The sequence below is a fragment of the Vibrio sp. R10-SF1-ISO8 genome (assembly GCF_059833805.1).
This window is the reverse complement of sequence record NZ_JCBDHL010000021.1, coordinates 299522-315243: the sequence shown is the minus strand read 5'-3', so window position 1 is coordinate 315243 and position 15722 is coordinate 299522. Positions and strand designations below refer to the sequence as shown.

15 protein-coding genes are annotated in these 15722 nt (G+C 45.1%); 14 read left to right on the top strand and 1 reads right to left on the bottom strand.

Annotated features, from left to right (window positions below; all coding sequences use genetic code 11):
* Window positions 1-84: 84 nt before the first annotated feature.
* The 13 genes from leuS to AC6R00_RS19385 all read left to right on the top strand — a co-directional run bounded on the left by leuS (window position 85) and on the right by AC6R00_RS19385 (window position 13221).
* Window positions 85-2658, top strand: a complete 2574-nt coding sequence (leuS, locus tag AC6R00_RS19445) for a leucine--tRNA ligase (RefSeq protein WP_500641621.1) — start codon at window positions 85-87, stop codon at window positions 2656-2658.
* 144 nt (window positions 2659-2802) lie between these two features.
* Window positions 2803-3450 carry an LPS-assembly lipoprotein LptE gene (locus AC6R00_RS19440; protein ID WP_500641620.1) on the top strand — a complete coding sequence of 216 codons (648 nt, stop codon included), beginning with the start codon at window positions 2803-2805 and terminating at the stop codon, window positions 3448-3450.
* Between the two features lie 8 nt (window positions 3451-3458).
* Window positions 3459-4472 carry a DNA polymerase III subunit delta gene (holA, locus tag AC6R00_RS19435; protein WP_500641619.1) on the top strand — a complete coding sequence of 338 codons (1014 nt, stop codon included), beginning with the start codon at window positions 3459-3461 and terminating at the stop codon, window positions 4470-4472.
* 45 nt (window positions 4473-4517) lie between these two features.
* Window positions 4518-4862 (top strand): ribosome silencing factor, encoded by a 345-nt coding sequence (gene rsfS / locus AC6R00_RS19430; RefSeq protein WP_408068355.1) that lies wholly within the window; start codon window positions 4518-4520, stop codon window positions 4860-4862.
* A 3-nt stretch (window positions 4863-4865) separates the two neighbouring features.
* Window positions 4866-5336, top strand: coding sequence for a 23S rRNA (pseudouridine(1915)-N(3))-methyltransferase RlmH (gene rlmH / locus AC6R00_RS19425; RefSeq protein ID WP_171325349.1), 471 nt, complete (start codon window positions 4866-4868; stop codon window positions 5334-5336).
* Window positions 5337-5342: 6 nt separating this feature from the next.
* Window positions 5343-7229 carry a penicillin-binding protein 2 gene (gene mrdA, locus AC6R00_RS19420; protein WP_500641618.1) on the top strand — a complete coding sequence of 629 codons (1887 nt, stop codon included), beginning with the start codon at window positions 5343-5345 and terminating at the stop codon, window positions 7227-7229.
* Window positions 7230-7231: 2 nt separating this feature from the next.
* Window positions 7232-8353, top strand: coding sequence for a rod shape-determining protein RodA (gene rodA / locus AC6R00_RS19415; protein ID WP_004746246.1), 1122 nt, complete (start codon window positions 7232-7234; stop codon window positions 8351-8353).
* Complete coding sequence (locus AC6R00_RS19410; protein ID WP_500641617.1) at window positions 8354-9136, top strand: septal ring lytic transglycosylase RlpA family protein; 783 nt, start codon at window positions 8354-8356, stop codon at window positions 9134-9136. It begins immediately after the preceding gene.
* A 90-nt stretch (window positions 9137-9226) separates the two neighbouring features.
* Window positions 9227-10405, top strand: a complete 1179-nt coding sequence (locus AC6R00_RS19405) for a serine hydrolase (protein ID WP_004746248.1) — start codon at window positions 9227-9229, stop codon at window positions 10403-10405.
* Between the two features lie 148 nt (window positions 10406-10553).
* The gene (gene ybeD, locus AC6R00_RS19400; protein ID WP_004415161.1) at window positions 10554-10832 is read left to right on the top strand and encodes a DUF493 family protein YbeD; all 279 of its coding nucleotides are present in this window, start codon (window positions 10554-10556) and stop codon (window positions 10830-10832) included.
* A 178-nt stretch (window positions 10833-11010) separates the two neighbouring features.
* Window positions 11011-11679: a lipoyl(octanoyl) transferase LipB gene (gene lipB / locus AC6R00_RS19395; RefSeq protein ID WP_500641616.1), complete on the top strand. Its 669-nt coding sequence runs from the start codon at window positions 11011-11013 to the stop codon at window positions 11677-11679.
* 7 nt (window positions 11680-11686) lie between these two features.
* Window positions 11687-12652, top strand: coding sequence for a lipoyl synthase (gene lipA / locus AC6R00_RS19390; protein ID WP_500641615.1), 966 nt, complete (start codon window positions 11687-11689; stop codon window positions 12650-12652).
* Between the two features lie 242 nt (window positions 12653-12894).
* A complete protein-coding gene (locus AC6R00_RS19385; protein ID WP_500641614.1) occupies window positions 12895-13221 on the top strand; it encodes a hypothetical protein in 327 nt (108 codons plus the stop codon).
* Between the two features lie 156 nt (window positions 13222-13377).
* Here the strand turns inward: AC6R00_RS19385 and glyA are convergent, their stop codons facing one another.
* Entirely contained in the window at window positions 13378-14628 is a 1251-nt protein-coding gene (glyA, locus tag AC6R00_RS19380) for a serine hydroxymethyltransferase (RefSeq protein ID WP_500641613.1), read from the bottom strand.
* Window positions 14629-14991: 363 nt separating this feature from the next.
* Between glyA and AC6R00_RS19375 the strand changes: the two genes are divergently transcribed.
* Complete coding sequence (locus tag AC6R00_RS19375) at window positions 14992-15591, top strand: YitT family protein (protein ID WP_500641612.1); 600 nt, start codon at window positions 14992-14994, stop codon at window positions 15589-15591.
* The last annotated feature ends 131 nt before the right edge of the window (window positions 15592-15722 follow it).

Genomic DNA, 15722 nt, shown 5'->3' with positions numbered 1-15722 from the left:
ACCTTTCCTTTAGGTATTCTATGACGATCTATTTAAGTCTGTTCTAACCGAACTCACAAATTCCAAGATAACCGGACATCATCGATGCAAGAACAATACAACCCGCAAGATATTGAACAAAAAGTTCAACAGCACTGGGACAACAACAAGACCTTTGTTGTAAGTGAAGACCCAAATAAAGAAAAATTCTACTGTCTATCCATGTTCCCTTACCCAAGTGGCCGACTGCACATGGGTCACGTGCGTAACTACACTATCGGTGATGTAGTCTCTCGTTTCCAACGCCTGCAAGGTAAAAACGTAATGCAACCAATCGGTTGGGATGCATTTGGTCTACCTGCAGAAAACGCAGCTGTAAAGAACAACACAGCACCTGCGCCATGGACTTACGAAAACATCGAGTACATGAAAAACCAGCTTAAACTTCTAGGTTTTGGTTACGACTGGAACCGTGAGTTCGCGACTTGTACGCCTGAGTACTACCGTTGGGAGCAAGAGTTCTTCACTAAGCTTTACAACAAAGGCTTAGTTTACAAGAAGACCTCTTCAGTTAACTGGTGTCCAAACGACCAAACTGTTCTTGCAAACGAGCAGGTTGAAGATGGTTGCTGCTGGCGCTGTGATACTCCAGTAGAGCAAAAAGAGATTCCACAGTGGTTCATCAAGATCACTGAATACGCTCAAGAGCTTCTAGACGATCTAGACAACCTTGATGGCTGGCCTGAAATGGTTAAGACCATGCAGCGCAACTGGATCGGTCGCTCTGAAGGTGTTGAGCTTAAGTTTGAAGTTAAGGGTCAACAAGACCTAGAAGTTTACACAACACGTCCAGACACACTAATGGGTGTGACTTACGTTGGTATCGCAGCAGGTCACCCTCTAGCGGCAATCGCAGCTGAGAACAACCCTGAGCTTGCAGCCTTTATCGAAGAGTGTAAGAACAACAAAGTAGCAGAGGCTGAGCTTGCGACAATGGAGAAGAAAGGTATGGCGACTGGCCTTACTGCTATTCATCCATTGAACGGCCGTGAAGTCCCAGTTTACGTGGCTAACTTCGTATTGATGGACTACGGTACAGGCGCTGTAATGGCAGTACCTGCACACGACCAACGTGATTACGAATTCGCAACTAAGTACGGCCTAGATATCGTACCTGTGATCAAGCCAGCTGACGGCGGCGAGCTGAACATCTCTGAAGAAGCCTACACAGAAAAAGGCGTACTCTTCGATTCAGGTGAGTTCGACGGCCTTGAATTCCAAGCAGCATTCGATGCAATCGCAGCCAAGCTAGAAGCTGAAGGCAAAGGCACTAAGACAGTTAACTTCCGTCTACGTGACTGGGGCGTATCTCGTCAACGTTACTGGGGAGCACCAATCCCAATGGTAACCACTGAAGATGGTGAAGTTCACCCAGTACCAGCTGACCAACTACCAGTGATTCTTCCAGAAGACGTGGTAATGGATGGCGTAACAAGCCCAATCAAAGCTGATAAAGAGTGGGCAAAGACTACCTTTAACGGCGAACCTGCTCTACGTGAGACAGATACGTTCGATACCTTCATGGAGTCTTCTTGGTACTACGCACGTTACTGTTCACCACAAGCTGACGATATTCTAGATCCAGAAAAAGCGAACTACTGGCTACCAGTAGACCAGTACATCGGTGGTATCGAGCACGCTTGTATGCACCTACTGTACTCTCGTTTCTTCCACAAACTACTACGTGACGCAGGTTACGTAACGTCTGACGAGCCGTTCAAGCAACTACTATGTCAAGGCATGGTACTAGCAGATGCGTTCTACCACGAGAACGACAAAGGCGGTAAAGAATGGGTTGCTCCAACTGACGTTGCTGTAGAGCGAGACGGTAAAGGCCGCATCACTTCTGCTAAAGACAACGAAGGTCGTGACGTAACACACTCAGGCATGATCAAGATGTCTAAGTCGAAGAACAACGGTATCGACCCACAAGAGATGGTAGACAAGTACGGTGCTGACACAGTACGTCTATTTATGATGTTTGCATCACCTGCAGACATGACGCTTGAGTGGCAAGAGTCTGGCGTAGAAGGAGCTAACCGCTTCCTAAAACGTGTTTGGAAACTTGTTAACGAACACGCATCGAAAGGCGCAGCAGAAACTGTTGATGCATCCGCACTGTCTGGCGACCAAAAAGCACTTCGTCGTGACGTTCACAAGACAATCGCCAAAGTGACTGACGATATCGCTCGTCGTCAAACGTTCAACACAGCAATCGCTGCTATCATGGAACTGATGAACAAGCTAGCGAAGGCACCTCAAGAATCTGTACAAGATCGTGCAATCCTTGATGAAGCACTGAAAGCGGTTGTTGCAATGCTTTACCCAATCACCCCACACATCTCATTCGAAATGTGGGCAGCGTTGGGTCAAGAAGATATCGACAATGCAGCATGGCCAACTCACGATGAGAAAGCACTGGTTGAAGACGAGAAGCTCATCATCGTTCAAGTAAACGGCAAACTACGTGCGAAACTGACTGTACCGGCGGATATCTCTAAAGAAGATATTGAAGCTCTTGGTCTAAACGATGAAAACGTTACTAAGTTCACAGAAGATAAAACGATTCGTAAAGTGATTTACGTACCGGGTAAACTTCTAAACATTGTTGCAAATTAAAGAATGGTTGCGAACTAATCGTCGCTTCTTAAGTCATAAGCAGGGTATATTGTTACCCTGCTTTACTTATCTTAGTGTTTTATCAGCTATTCTAGGTATTAGAACCCTAAGATAAGTATTCCAATAATCGAGAGCCCTAAATCCATGTTTCGTAGTGCGTCGCGCCTTATTTCATTTTCTTCTGTAAAACTCACCAGTGTTGTTCTAATGGCAAGTTTATTGTCAGCTTGTGGTTTCCATCTACGTGGTGATTACTCGGTTCCTGAAGAGTTAAAAACGATCTCTTTAACCAGCTACGACCAGTACAGCAGCTTTACACGTATGATGAAAGGGCAACTACGTTTGAGCGAAATTGACATAGTTCCACCATCAGCTAGTATCCCTAACCTGCACCTACTTAGCGAAGGTGTGGGTGAGCGCACATTATCGCTCTACCAAAACACTCGTGCAGCAGAAAAAGAGCTTACCTTCCGTGCCTCTTACCGCGTAACGGTTCCAGAGCTAGGCTCAAAGACCTTCTCTACCAGCGTAACGCGTAGCTACCTAGATAACCCGTTAACCGCACTTGCTAAGTCAGTAGAACGAGACATGATTGAAGATGAAATGCGTAAGCTAGCCGCCTCACAGATCATTCGTCAAATGGCTCGCTTGAAAGCAGACATCGAAGCAAACGAGCTGTTGGAAGAAGAACAAGAAGCTTTACTCAAAGTGGAAGAAGAGCAATACCGCGTGAAAACATTTTACGCTGAAGATGCTCAGGGTAACGTCACTTCTGAAGTCCCAGCTAACTAATTACCATTATGCGAATCTTCGCCGACCGTTTAGTGGAGCAGCTTAACAAGCAGCTCCACCCTACTTACCTTATCTTTGGCAACGAACCACTCCTTATCCAAGAGTCTCGCCAGTCGATTCAAAAAGCCGCCTTTGCACAAGGATTCGAAGAAAGACACCGCTTTGCTATCGATAGTTCATTTGACTGGAATCTTGTTTATGACAGCTGTCAGGCCATGAGCTTGTTTTCAGCCAGACAAGTCATTGAACTGGAACTGCCTGAGTCAGGAGTCAATGCCGTGATCGCTAAAGAGCTAGTTGCTGTTGCTGAAATGCTTCACAGTGATGTGTTGTTAGTTGTCATTGGTAGCAAACTGACCAAAGCTCAAGAAAACGCAAAATGGTTTAAAGCGCTATCTGCTCAAGGATGCTGGGTGAATTGCTTAACACCTGATATCCAGAGATTACCGCAATTCGTGCAAGCGCGTTGCCGAGCACTCACCCTTAAGCCAGATCAAGAAGCGGTACAGATGCTCGCCCAATGGCATGAAGGCAACCTGTTTGCTTTGACTCAGAGCCTCGAAAAGCTTGCATTACTCTACCCTGATGGCGTGTTGAATTTGGTGCGTTTGGAGGAATCTCTAAGTCGCCACAACCACTTTACCGCTTTTCATTGGGTTGATGCCTTATTAGCGGGTAAGGCCAAGCGTTCACAACGTATTTTACGCCAACTTGAGGCGGAAGGAATTGAGAGCGTGATACTCGCGCGTACGATACAAAAAGAGCTCACTCAGCTTCTTAACATGGCGACCCAAGTTAAAACTAAGCCAATAGGCCAAGTTTTTGAAAGCTACCGTATTTGGCAATCAAAACGCCCACTGTACTCGTCAGCTTTAAACCGCTTGCAGCCCGAAAAAATCATGCAGCTTCTCCAGTTGCTCGCAAAGATCGAGCTATTGGTAAAAACACAATACGACCAGTCTAGCTGGCCACTATTACACCAGTTGAGTACTGAGATTTGCTTGCCACAAGTGAAGCTTTAAAAAGCGTGATATACTTCGCCGCCGCAAACAATCAACCCTGTGTAAATGCACAACACCAACGAGGACAACACCTTGCAATTTGAAGAGTTAAACAACTTCCTTGCTGACAAAGCTGACGACATGAAAGCTCAAGACATCAAAACTATCGATGTTCAGGGTAAATCAAGTATTACAGACTTCATGATCGTTTGTACTGGTACATCAAAGCGCCACGTTGTTTCTATCGCCGAGCATGTTGCTAAAGAATCTAAACTAGCAGGTCTGGAGCCACTGGGTATTGACGGTGAAGCCGAAGGCGAATGGGTCGTAGTGGATATGGGCAGCACTATTGTTCATGTGATGCAAGAAGAACATCGTGAGCTTTACCAACTGGAAAAGCTTTGGGGCTAAGCGATGAAAATACAGCTCGTTGCCGTTGGAACTAAGATGCCCAAGTGGGTCGAAGAAGGCTTCCAAGAGTATCGCCGCCGCTTTCCTCATGATATGCCACTTGAACTTGTCGAAATAAGCGCCGGAAAACGCGGAAAAAATGCCGATATTGCAAGAATTCTGCAAAAAGAAGGCGAAGCCATGCTGGCAGCCGTGCCAAAAGGCAATCGAATTGTTACTCTCGACATCCCTGGCAAAAAGTGGGATACCCCACAATTAGCGCAGCAACTAGAGAGCTGGAAGCTAGACGGAAGAGATGTGTCGATTCTAATCGGTGGTCCTGAAGGTCTCGCCCCGGCATGTAAAGCAGCAGCCGATCAAAGCTGGTCTTTATCAGCATTAACTTTGCCTCACCCATTAGTACGCATTGTCATGGCTGAGAGTTTATATAGAGCGTGGAGCATCACTGCTAACCACCCTTACCATCGAGAATAACGATTAATGTTAAGGAAGCGTACCCGGATAAGGGATTACCATGAAGAAGCACGACTTTTTACAAGTCGTGCTATCGTCGCTTTCATTGGTATTGTGGCATTAGTTGGCGTGTTGATTACTAACCTATACAACATCCAGATCAATCAATACCAAGACTATAAAACTCGCTCTAATGACAACCGCATTAAGGTTGTGCCTATCGCCCCTAACCGCGGGCTGATCTATGATCGCAACGGAAAGCTACTGGCAGAAAACCGCCCAGTGTTTAGTCTTGAGATCACCCCAGAGAAAGTTAAGGATATGGACGACACAATCCGTCGTCTACAAGAGATCCTAACCATTACCCCCGAGCAGATAGAACGTTTTAAGCGTGAACGTCGTCAAACACGTCGCTTTAAATCCGTCCCAATCCTAACTCAGTTGACTCAAGAACAAGCAGCGAAGTTCTCGGTCAATCAGCACAACTTCCCTGGGGTATCGATAAATGCCGCTCTTAAGCGTCACTACCCTTATGGTGAAGTACTTACTCATGTGATCGGCTATGTCTCTCGAATCAATGACCGCGACATTCAACGCCTGATACGTGAAGAAAAAGAAGCAAACTATCAAGCGACACGTGATATCGGTAAACTAGGTATTGAACGCTTCTACGAAGACTTACTGCATGGAACAGCCGGCTACCAAGAAGTTGAAGTTAATAGCCGTGGCCGAGTGATTCGCACCCTTAAATATGTACCCCCTGTTCCTGGCAAAGATATCGTTCTCAACCTCGATATTGATTTACAGCTTTATATTCATGAACTGCTTGCCGATCGTCGTGGCAGCGCAATTGTTTTAGATCCTAAAGACAATGGCGTTTTAGCAATGGTATCGAGCCCAAGCTACGATCCTAATGCGTTTGTACATGGTATTTCAGGTAAGGCCTATAGTGCACTCTTGAATGATAAAAACCGACCGCTGGTTAACCGTGCGACGCTTGGTATTTATCCTCCAGCCTCAACTATCAAACCATTTATGGCGGTCGCGGCACTAGAAGAGGGTGTTATCACCCCTTACACAACACGTAATGACCCCGGTTATTGGAGAATTCCAAACTCAAAAACAAGGCCTTTCCGAGACTGGTTACGTTGGGGACATGGCAAAGTTGATATCGTTAAATCGATCGAGGAATCTGTCGATACCTTCTACTATCAAATCGCTTATGACATGGGCATTGACCGTATATCTCGTTGGATGATGATGTTTGGTTTTGGTGACTATACTGGCATTGATATCCACGAAGAGAGCAAAGCCAATATGCCAACCCGTGAATGGAAAATGGCTCGCCACAGAGTACCATGGTATCAAGGTGACACGATTCCTGTCGGTATCGGGCAAGGCTATTGGACGGCGACTCCGATGCAGATAGCCAAAGCGACGTCTGTTTTGGTTAACCGAGGAACGCGCGTTGCACCGCACCTTCTAAGAGCGACAATCGTTAATGGTGATAAGTTCGATAAGCACGAACTGTCTACATTAGAAACATACACCTATCCTCCGATTGAAGGCGTGAAAGATCGCTTTTGGAACCTATCCATTGAAGGAATGCGCTTAGCAAACCATGGCAAAAAAGGAACGGCACGTCGGGCGTTTTATAAAACACCTTATATGAGTGGAGGAAAGTCAGGTACCGCTCAGGTCTTTGGTCTCGGCGAAGACGAGGAATACAACGCCGATGAAATTGCTGAACACCTACGCGATCACGCTCTATTTACCGGCTTTGCTCCTATTGAAGATCCAGAGCTAATCGTCACAATCGTTTTAGAAAATGCCGGCGGTGGTTCTTCTCAGGCGGCTCCTGTAGTAAGAAGAATATTTGATCATGTTCTCGTAGATAATGAAGAGGCGAAATAACCATGGATTTGAACCCAGCAACTGGTCAAAACCGCGCTCTGTTTGAACGTTTCCACCTCGATCTCCCTCTGTTACTGGGAATATTGGTACTAATGGGCTTTGGCCTTGTCGTTATGTACAGTGCGAGCGGACAGAGCTTAGCCATGATGGACAGACAAGCGATGCGTATGGCACTTTCACTTGGTGTCATGCTAATCCTTGCTCAGATCCCGCCGAGAACCTATGAGGCTCTTGCGCCTCTGATGTTTGTCGGTGGCGTTATTTTGCTACTTGGGGTGCTGTTCTTCGGTGAAGCCTCCAAAGGAGCACAGCGTTGGCTGAACTTAGGTTTTGTTCGCTTTCAGCCTTCCGAACTATTAAAGCTCGCGGTGCCACTGATGATCGCTCGCTACATTGGTAAACGCCCTCTGCCCCCGACTTTCCAAACTCTGGTCATGTCGTTGGTGATGGTGTTTGTACCAACTATCTTGATCGCGAAACAACCAGACTTAGGCACTTCAATCCTTATTGCTGCATCGGGCATATTCGTTATTTTCTTAGCGGGTATTAGCTGGAAAATCATCTTTGCTGCGGCGTGTGGATTAGGCGCTTTCCTCCCTATTCTGTGGTTCTTCTTGATGCGCGAGTATCAGAAAGTTCGCGTGAGGACTCTGTTTAACCCAGAATCCGATCCTCTCGGTGCGGGTTACCATATTATCCAGAGTAAAATCGCCATAGGTTCAGGCGGTATCTCAGGAAAGGGTTGGCTGCAAGGGACGCAATCCCAGTTGGAGTTTCTTCCAGAACGCCACACCGACTTTATTTTCGCGGTGATAGCAGAAGAGTGGGGGCTAATTGGTATCCTTATTCTCCTTAGCCTCTACCTATTTATCATTGGACGTGGGCTTGTGCTCGCAAGTAAAGCCCAAACGGCATTTGGTCGTATGATGGCGGGCAGTATTGTTCTCAGCTTCTTCGTCTATGTTTTTGTCAACATCGGCATGGTAAGTGGCATATTACCCGTGGTAGGTGTCCCACTGCCTCTTATTAGCTATGGTGGTACCTCAATGGTAACCCTCATGGCAGGCTTTGGCATCTTGATGTCGATTCATACCCATAGAAAAGCATTCTCTAAGGCAATCTAAATGATAAACAAGCAATTATTGCTCATAACAGCAGCCACTAGCCTGATCTTGGCTGGCTGCTCTTCAGCACCGTCAAAGCGCTACACCATTGACGACGACATTGCCCCTGATGCACCAATCAGTGTTGAGCATATTGAAGATGCCACACCTATGTATGAATCGTACAGCCTTGGGGGGAACAGTAATTACACCCTAAGAGGTAAAGATTACACCATCATAAAAGAGCCAAAAGGCTTCCAACAACAAGGTATCGCTTCTTGGTATGGCAAGAAATTCCACGGCCATTTAACCTCTAACGGTGAAATCTATGACATGTACTCAATGTCGGCTGCGCATAAAGAGCTGCCGATTCCGAGCTATGTCAAAGTCACCAACAAGGATAACGGCAAAACGGCCATTGTCCGAGTCAATGACCGAGGTCCTTTTCATGAAGGGCGAATCATTGATCTCAGCTACGCGGCGGCGCTAAAACTCGACGTGATTCGCACCGGCACCGCCAACGTTGCCATTGAAGTGATTACTGTCGACAGACCAACCCAAGCACACAAACAAGAGGCCTTGCCAAAGTTTGTTGTACAGGTAGCTTCATCACAACATCAAGACCGAGTTGAAACTTTAGCGCAAGATTTGAGTCAAAAACTTTCGGTTGAGAGTTATGTCAGTTCTGGCGACAAGCTTCACCGAGTGTTTTTAGGTCCATTTAGCGACTATATGCATAGCCAAAAAGCACTTGAGCAAGTGAAAGACTTGGGTTACACCAGTGCTTTCATAAAATCCCACTAGTCCTCAATCCAGTGTATCCAAACACCTACACTGGCTTGAGAGATTGATTCTGTTAAGATATGGACAGTAAACGATAATTCTGTAGTCAATATGAAAAAAACAACGCTAATTAAATCAGCTTTTGCGTCTTCTATTGCGCTTTCTGCAACTTTCGCATCTTCTGCATTCGCATCACCAATTGTGGTTCCTGACGCACCTCAAATCGCAGCTAAAGGCTACGTATTGATGGATTACCATTCAGGTAAAGTACTTGCTGAAAAAGAGATGAACACTAAGTTATCTCCAGCAAGTTTGACTAAGATGATGACCAGTTATGTCATCGGCCAAGAATTAGAGCGTGGCAACATCTCACTTCAAGATGATGTCACTATCAGTAAAAACGCTTGGGCGAAGAACTTCCCTGATTCTTCAAAAATGTTTATCGAAGTAGGCACTACGGTAAAAGTAGAAGACCTAAACCGCGGTATCATTGTTCAGTCTGGTAACGATGCTTGTGTTGCCATGGCAGAGCACATTGCAGGTTCAGAAGACGCATTTGTCGACCTGATGAACGCTTGGGCAGACACTATCGGCATGAAAGACACGCACTTTGCTAACGTGCATGGTCTAGATAACCCGAACCTATACTCAACGCCTTACGATATGGCTTTATTGGGTAGCGCGCTGATCCGTGACGTACCAGACGAGTACCGAATCTACTCAGACAAAAAGTTCACTTACAACGGCATCACCCAATACAACCGCAACGGTCTGCTTTGGGATAAGAGCATGAACGTTGACGGCATCAAAACTGGACACACGAGCAACGCAGGTTACAGCCTAGTTAGCTCAGCGACAGAAGGCAAAATGCGCCTAGTTGCGGTAGTTATGGGAACTAAAAATGCAAATGCGCGTAAATCTGAAAGCAAAAAGCTTCTGAGCTACGGTTTCCGTTTCTTCGAAACAGTTGCTCCTCACAAAGCCGGTGAAACCTTCGTTGAAGAAAAGATCTGGATGGGTAACAAAGATACAGTTGCGTTAGGTCTGGACCAAGATACCTATGTAACCCTACCTCGCGGCCAAGCGAAAAACCTTAAGGCAAGCTTCATCCTTGAAAAAGAGCTAGAAGCCCCAATTATGAAAGGTGACGTAGTTGGTAAGCTATACTATCAACTAGAAGGTGAAGATATTGCAGAGTACCCACTTCTTGCTCTAGAAGATGTGGAAGAAGGTAGCCTATTCAGCCGCCTATGGGATTACATTGTAATGCTTTTCAAAAGCTTCTTGTAATTCGAGTACTTAGCTTTGAAAAGCCGCCTAGTGCGGCTTTTTTGTTTTTCACGCTTTCGACATAGCGCAGAGGGTATCTTGAGTTCATCCTCGATAGACAGTACTATTCCGCGCTGCTAACAACGACTTCCCAACTTGGAGTTTCAAAATGCTGAACATTAATTCAGATGCAAAACTGAAAGACCTGCTTGAGTTCCCTTGTTCGTTTACCTACAAGGTAATGGGCTATGCTAAGCCTGAGCTTCCTGAAAAGGTTCTTGAAGTCATCCAACGCCATGCTCCAGGTGATTACAGCCCAACCGTAAAGCCAAGTGCTAAGGGCAATTACCACTCAGTGTCTGTCAATATCACCGCAACTTCTATCGAGCAAGTTGAAACGCTTTACAAAGAGCTCGGTGAGATCGACATTGTACGCATGGTGCTATAAAAAATTTGAGTTAATTCAATTTTTTTTGAAGGCAGCGAAAGCTGCTTTCTTTTTAGATATCAAACAGATAATTATCCTGCAAAAAGTCTAGGGTTAAAAATGTGTTACTGGTATATAGTCCCTTGACCAGAAGCAGTTTATAATCCGTTAACTTTATTAACCGACGATGGAAAGCGGAATGCAAAACCAGCTTGTTGTGAAACATCTAGGAAGACAAGATTACGAGCCAATTTGGCAAGCAATGCATGACTTCACAGATAACCGGACAGAAGACACCGCTGACGAGGTATGGCTTGTTGAACACAATCCAGTCTTCACACAAGGGCAAGCAGGTAAGGCGGAACACCTACTTAATACGGGTGATATCCCCGTTGTTCAGAGCGATCGTGGTGGCCAAGTCACCTACCACGGACCTGGTCAGCTTGTTGCGTACTTTCTGATTAACCTTCGTCGTAAAAAAATGGGAGTACGAGATCTTGTTACTCATATTGAGGATCTCGTAATTAATACCCTAAAAGCATACAATATCGACTCAGCTGCACGCCCTGATGCACCAGGTGTCTATGTAGATGGGAAGAAAATCTGTTCCTTAGGATTACGAATCCGTAAAGGTTGTTCGTTCCACGGCTTAGCACTAAATGTGAATATGGATCTTACGCCATTTCTACGTATAAACCCTTGTGGTTACGCTGGAATGGAAATGGTTCAAGTCAGCCAACTTGGCGGACCTGACGACATGACTCAAGTAGAGACAAAACTAGTCGAAGAACTGGTTGATTTACTTAACTATGAACAGGTTAATGTCGACACACAAGCAGGCCACAAGACCAACAATAACGAGAAGTAAGAGAAGCATGAGTAAACCAATCCAAATGGAAAAAGGCGTTAAGTACCGCGACGCTGATAAAATGGCACTGATTCCAGTAAAGAACATGCCTACAGAGCAAAAAGAAGTTCTTCGTAAACCAGACTGGATGAAGATCAAGCTACCTGCGGACAGCCAGCGCATTCAAGATATTAAATCGGCAATGCGTAAAAACAACTTACACTCCGTTTGTGAAGAAGCTTCATGCCCTAACCTTGCAGAATGTTTTAACCACGGTACTGCAACCTTTATGATTTTGGGTGCAATTTGTACCCGTCGTTGCCCATTCTGCGACGTTGCTCATGGACGTCCACTGACTCCAGAAGCAGACGAACCTAAGAAACTGGCTAAAACAATTCAAGACATGAAACTGAAGTATGTCGTGATTACTTCCGTTGACCGTGACGATCTCCGTGATGGTGGTGCACAACATTTTGCCGACTGTAACCGAGAGATCCGCGAACTAAATCCAAACATTAGGATTGAAACGCTTGTACCAGACTTCCGTGGTCGTATGGACGTGGCTCTTGAGTTGCTAAAAGACAATCCGCCGGATGTTTTCAACCACAACTTAGAGACCGCACCTCGCCTGTATCGTAAAGCGCGTCCAGGTGCGAACTACAAGTGGTCATTACAACTGCTACAGAAGTTCAAAGAGCAACACCCAAACATTCCAACTAAATCAGGCATTATGATGGGATTGGGCGAAACAAAAGAAGAGATCGTCGAAGTATTGAAAGATCTTCGCGCTCACGGTGTCACCATGCTGACGTTAGGCCAGTACCTAGCACCGAGCCGCCATCACCTACCTGTTGAACGCTATGTTCCGCCGTCAGAGTTTGATGAGCTAAAAGAAATCGCACTTGAGCTCGGTTTTACTCACGCAGCATGTGGTCCATTTGTACGCTCTTCGTACCATGCTGACCTACAAGCTCAAGGCGTAGAAGTAAGCTAAATTACAGTAAGACAATCACTTATCTATGCCTCTCGTTTTTGAACGTGAGGCATATTTTATTTGTAGCGATTTTACTCACCCGCCACAATCCACTACCATATCAAGTATTGAAACAACTTTGATACTAGAACGAAACTCTAGGTTTGATATAATACCTAAATCAAACTTTATTCACGCCAGTAACGTTATGTTCAGATAAATAATGGGATTGGCTTTAAATACTCGAAATATTGGATAGACGCATGAAAAACATTTTTGCAGCCACTGTTGTGGCTATTACTCTTGCAGGTTGTGCATCTGAACCCACTCAGCAAGACAACTACATGGACGCTTCTTTCGAACTTTGTAACACTGAAGTGAAAACTTATTCAGTCAGTGATGATGGTCGAGTACGCATTGTATGTGCTGATGGCTCTAAGTTTGCTCTTCGCACTGAAGCAACCCTAGACACCATGCGTGATATCAACGCTGACTACTGTAGTGGTGAAGGTCTATCTAAGTTCAACGAAAGCACTAAGTACTACCAGTTCCGTTGTAAATCTGGTGAGACAATCAGCGTAAACAAATAAGCTGAACTAAGATTTGAAACGGCAGCCCAAAAGGCTGCCGTTTTTGTTTTATCTCAGTCAGGATAAATAGGTGCTCAGAGATTTATTCTGGTTGTTATTATAGACATAAAAAAACACCTCCAAGCTGGAGGTGTTTTTTATCAAGCAGAAACCTGATTAAGCGTAAACTGGGAGACGCTTACAAATTTCAAGAACCTTAGCTTTAGTCGCTTCGATAACTTCTTCATTACCGATGTTATCTAGAACGTCACACATCCAGTTCGCTAGATCTTTTGCATCTTCTTCAGTGAAACCACGGCGAGTGATTGCTGGAGAACCTACGCGGATACCAGAAGTAACGAATGGGCTACGTGGGTCGTTTGGTACTGAGTTTTTGTTTACTGTGATGTTTGCTGCACCTAGTGCTGCATCTGCATCTTTACCAGTGATGTCCTTGTCGATCAGATCAACTAAGAACAGGTGGTTCTCTGTACCGTTAGAAACGATTTTGTAACCGCGCTCTTGGAACTGAGCAACCATAGCTTTTGCATTCTTAACAACGCGTGCTTGGTACTCTTTGAACTCTGGCTCCATTGCTTCTTTAAATGCAACCGCTTTGCCCGCGATAACGTGCATTAGAGGACCACCTTGACCACCTGGGAATACAGCTGAATTCAGTTTTTTGTACATCTCTTCGCCAGCGTTAGACAGGATTAGACCACCACGTGGACCTGCTAGCGTTTTGTGTGTCGTTGTTGTCACAACGTGAGCGTGTGGCACTGGCGTTGGGTATACACCTGCAGCAATTAGACCTGCTACGTGAGCCATATCGACAAACAACCAAGCACCGGCTTTGTCTGCAATTTCACGCATACGAGCCCAATCTACGATTTGAGAGTAAGCTGAGAAACCACCGATAATCATCTTAGGTTTGTGCTCAAGAGCTAGTTGCTCCATTTCGTCGTAGTTGATTTGGCCCGCTTCGTCGATACCGTAAGGAATAACGTTGTAGTGCTTACCAGAGAAGTTGACTGGAGAACCATGAGTCAGGTGACCACCGTGCGCTAGGCTCATACCTAGAACAGTATCACCAGGGTTTAGAAGTGCCATGTAAACAGCACTGTTTGCTTGAGAGCCAGAGTGTGGCTGTACGTTCGCATACTCACAACCGAAAAGCTCACTTGCACGGTCGATAGCTAGAGCTTCTGCTTTATCTACGTACTCACAACCACCGTAGTAACGCTTGCCTGGGTAACCTTCAGCGTATTTGTTAGTTAGCTGAGAACCTTGAGCTTCCATTACACGTGGACTTGTGTAGTTTTCAGAAGCGATTAGTTCGATGTGTTCTTCCTGGCGAAGAGTTTCTTCTTGGATTGCTGCGAACAGTTCCGCATCGTAATCTGCGATGTTCATATCACGCTTTAGCATCTGTATCTCCTGACTCAGATTAAGACTTAAAGTTTTAAAAAACTGATTTATGACCTCAATACCGACGTTTTTACCTGACGCAAACGTTTGCATTAAGCTAATGACGCGCATTCTACATAATTTGATCTAGGTCATAAAGAGAAAATTTAAATTTTTCTCATGCAGTTTTTTCATAATGCTTTACAAGGAATGTCATATTGAACATTTCTCGAAATGAAGATTGAGAAAAGTGTCAATTTTATCCTTTACACTCCGTAAAACGATAATTACATAGGTTTACCCTAATTTTCCCTCTCAAGCTACCGAAATCCTCAATTTTTAAATAGTATGCACGCCAATATTCAGCGGTTAAATTTAAAATTGATGGAAAAACACTCAAGAAGAGAAGACTGGATCGCAATTTTGACTGGGACTTTTCTGGTTGCCCAAGGGGTTTTCTTTTTACAATCAGCATCATTGCTCACAGGCGGCACAACCGGCCTGGCACTGTTAGCCAGCCAATTTGTTTCGTTCTCTTTTGGTACACTCTACTTTATTGCAAATTGCCCTTTTTACCTTTTGGCATGGAAGCGGTTCGGTTCTCGTTTTGCTTTTAATAGTGCAATTTCTGGCGCCTTGGTCTCTATATTTGCCGATCACCTCTATTTAGTGATTAGCTTAGATACCATTAACGAAGTCTACTGTGCAGTCGCAGGTGGTTTATTGATGGGACTAGGTATGTTGATTCTCTTCCGCCATCGCTCTAGTTTGGGCGGCTTCAATGTTCTATGTCTATTTATCCAAGATAAATTCGGCATTTCGGTTGGAAAATCTCAGCTAGCTATCGATTTTACTATTTTAGTCGCATCGTTTTTCTTCGTGTCACCGCAAGTTATCGTGCTTTCTATCATTGGTGCAATCGCGTTAAACCTAGTGTTGGCAATGAACCATAAACCAACGCGTTATAGTGTGAATTACGGTTAGCGAGAAGCGAGAAGCGAGAAGCGAGAAGCGAGAAGCGAGAAGCGAGAAGCGAGAAGCGAGAAAAGTTTGAAGGGTTGACACTATGTGTCTACCCTTTGCTTTTTTTAATCTCGTCATCCTCAAGAGTGAGG

Bases quoted from the DNA above. Each gene is read 5' to 3' on its own strand.
- AC6R00_RS19375 (WP_500641612.1), top strand. From the start codon at position 14,992: ATGGAAAAACACTCAAGAAGAGAAGACTGGATCGCAATTTTGACTGGG.
- AC6R00_RS19440 (WP_500641620.1), top strand. From the start codon at position 2,803: ATGTTTCGTAGTGCGTCGCGCCTTATTTCATTTTCTTCTGTAAAACTC.
- holA (WP_500641619.1), top strand. From the start codon at position 3,459: ATGCGAATCTTCGCCGACCGTTTAGTGGAGCAGCTTAACAAGCAGCTC.
- AC6R00_RS19410 (WP_500641617.1), top strand. From the start codon at position 8,354: ATGATAAACAAGCAATTATTGCTCATAACAGCAGCCACTAGCCTGATC.
- lipA (WP_500641615.1), top strand. From the start codon at position 11,687: ATGAGTAAACCAATCCAAATGGAAAAAGGCGTTAAGTACCGCGACGCT.
- rodA (WP_004746246.1), top strand. From the start codon at position 7,232: ATGGATTTGAACCCAGCAACTGGTCAAAACCGCGCTCTGTTTGAACGT.
- glyA (WP_500641613.1), bottom strand. From the start codon at position 14,628: ATGCTAAAGCGTGATATGAACATCGCAGATTACGATGCGGAACTGTTC.
- rlmH (WP_171325349.1), top strand. From the start codon at position 4,866: ATGAAAATACAGCTCGTTGCCGTTGGAACTAAGATGCCCAAGTGGGTC.
- lipB (WP_500641616.1), top strand. From the start codon at position 11,011: ATGCAAAACCAGCTTGTTGTGAAACATCTAGGAAGACAAGATTACGAG.
- mrdA (WP_500641618.1), top strand. From the start codon at position 5,343: ATGTTAAGGAAGCGTACCCGGATAAGGGATTACCATGAAGAAGCACGA.
- AC6R00_RS19385 (WP_500641614.1), top strand. From the start codon at position 12,895: ATGAAAAACATTTTTGCAGCCACTGTTGTGGCTATTACTCTTGCAGGT.
- AC6R00_RS19405 (WP_004746248.1), top strand. From the start codon at position 9,227: ATGAAAAAAACAACGCTAATTAAATCAGCTTTTGCGTCTTCTATTGCG.
- ybeD (WP_004415161.1), top strand. From the start codon at position 10,554: ATGCTGAACATTAATTCAGATGCAAAACTGAAAGACCTGCTTGAGTTC.
- leuS (WP_500641621.1), top strand. From the start codon at position 85: ATGCAAGAACAATACAACCCGCAAGATATTGAACAAAAAGTTCAACAG.
- rsfS (WP_408068355.1), top strand. From the start codon at position 4,518: ATGCACAACACCAACGAGGACAACACCTTGCAATTTGAAGAGTTAAAC.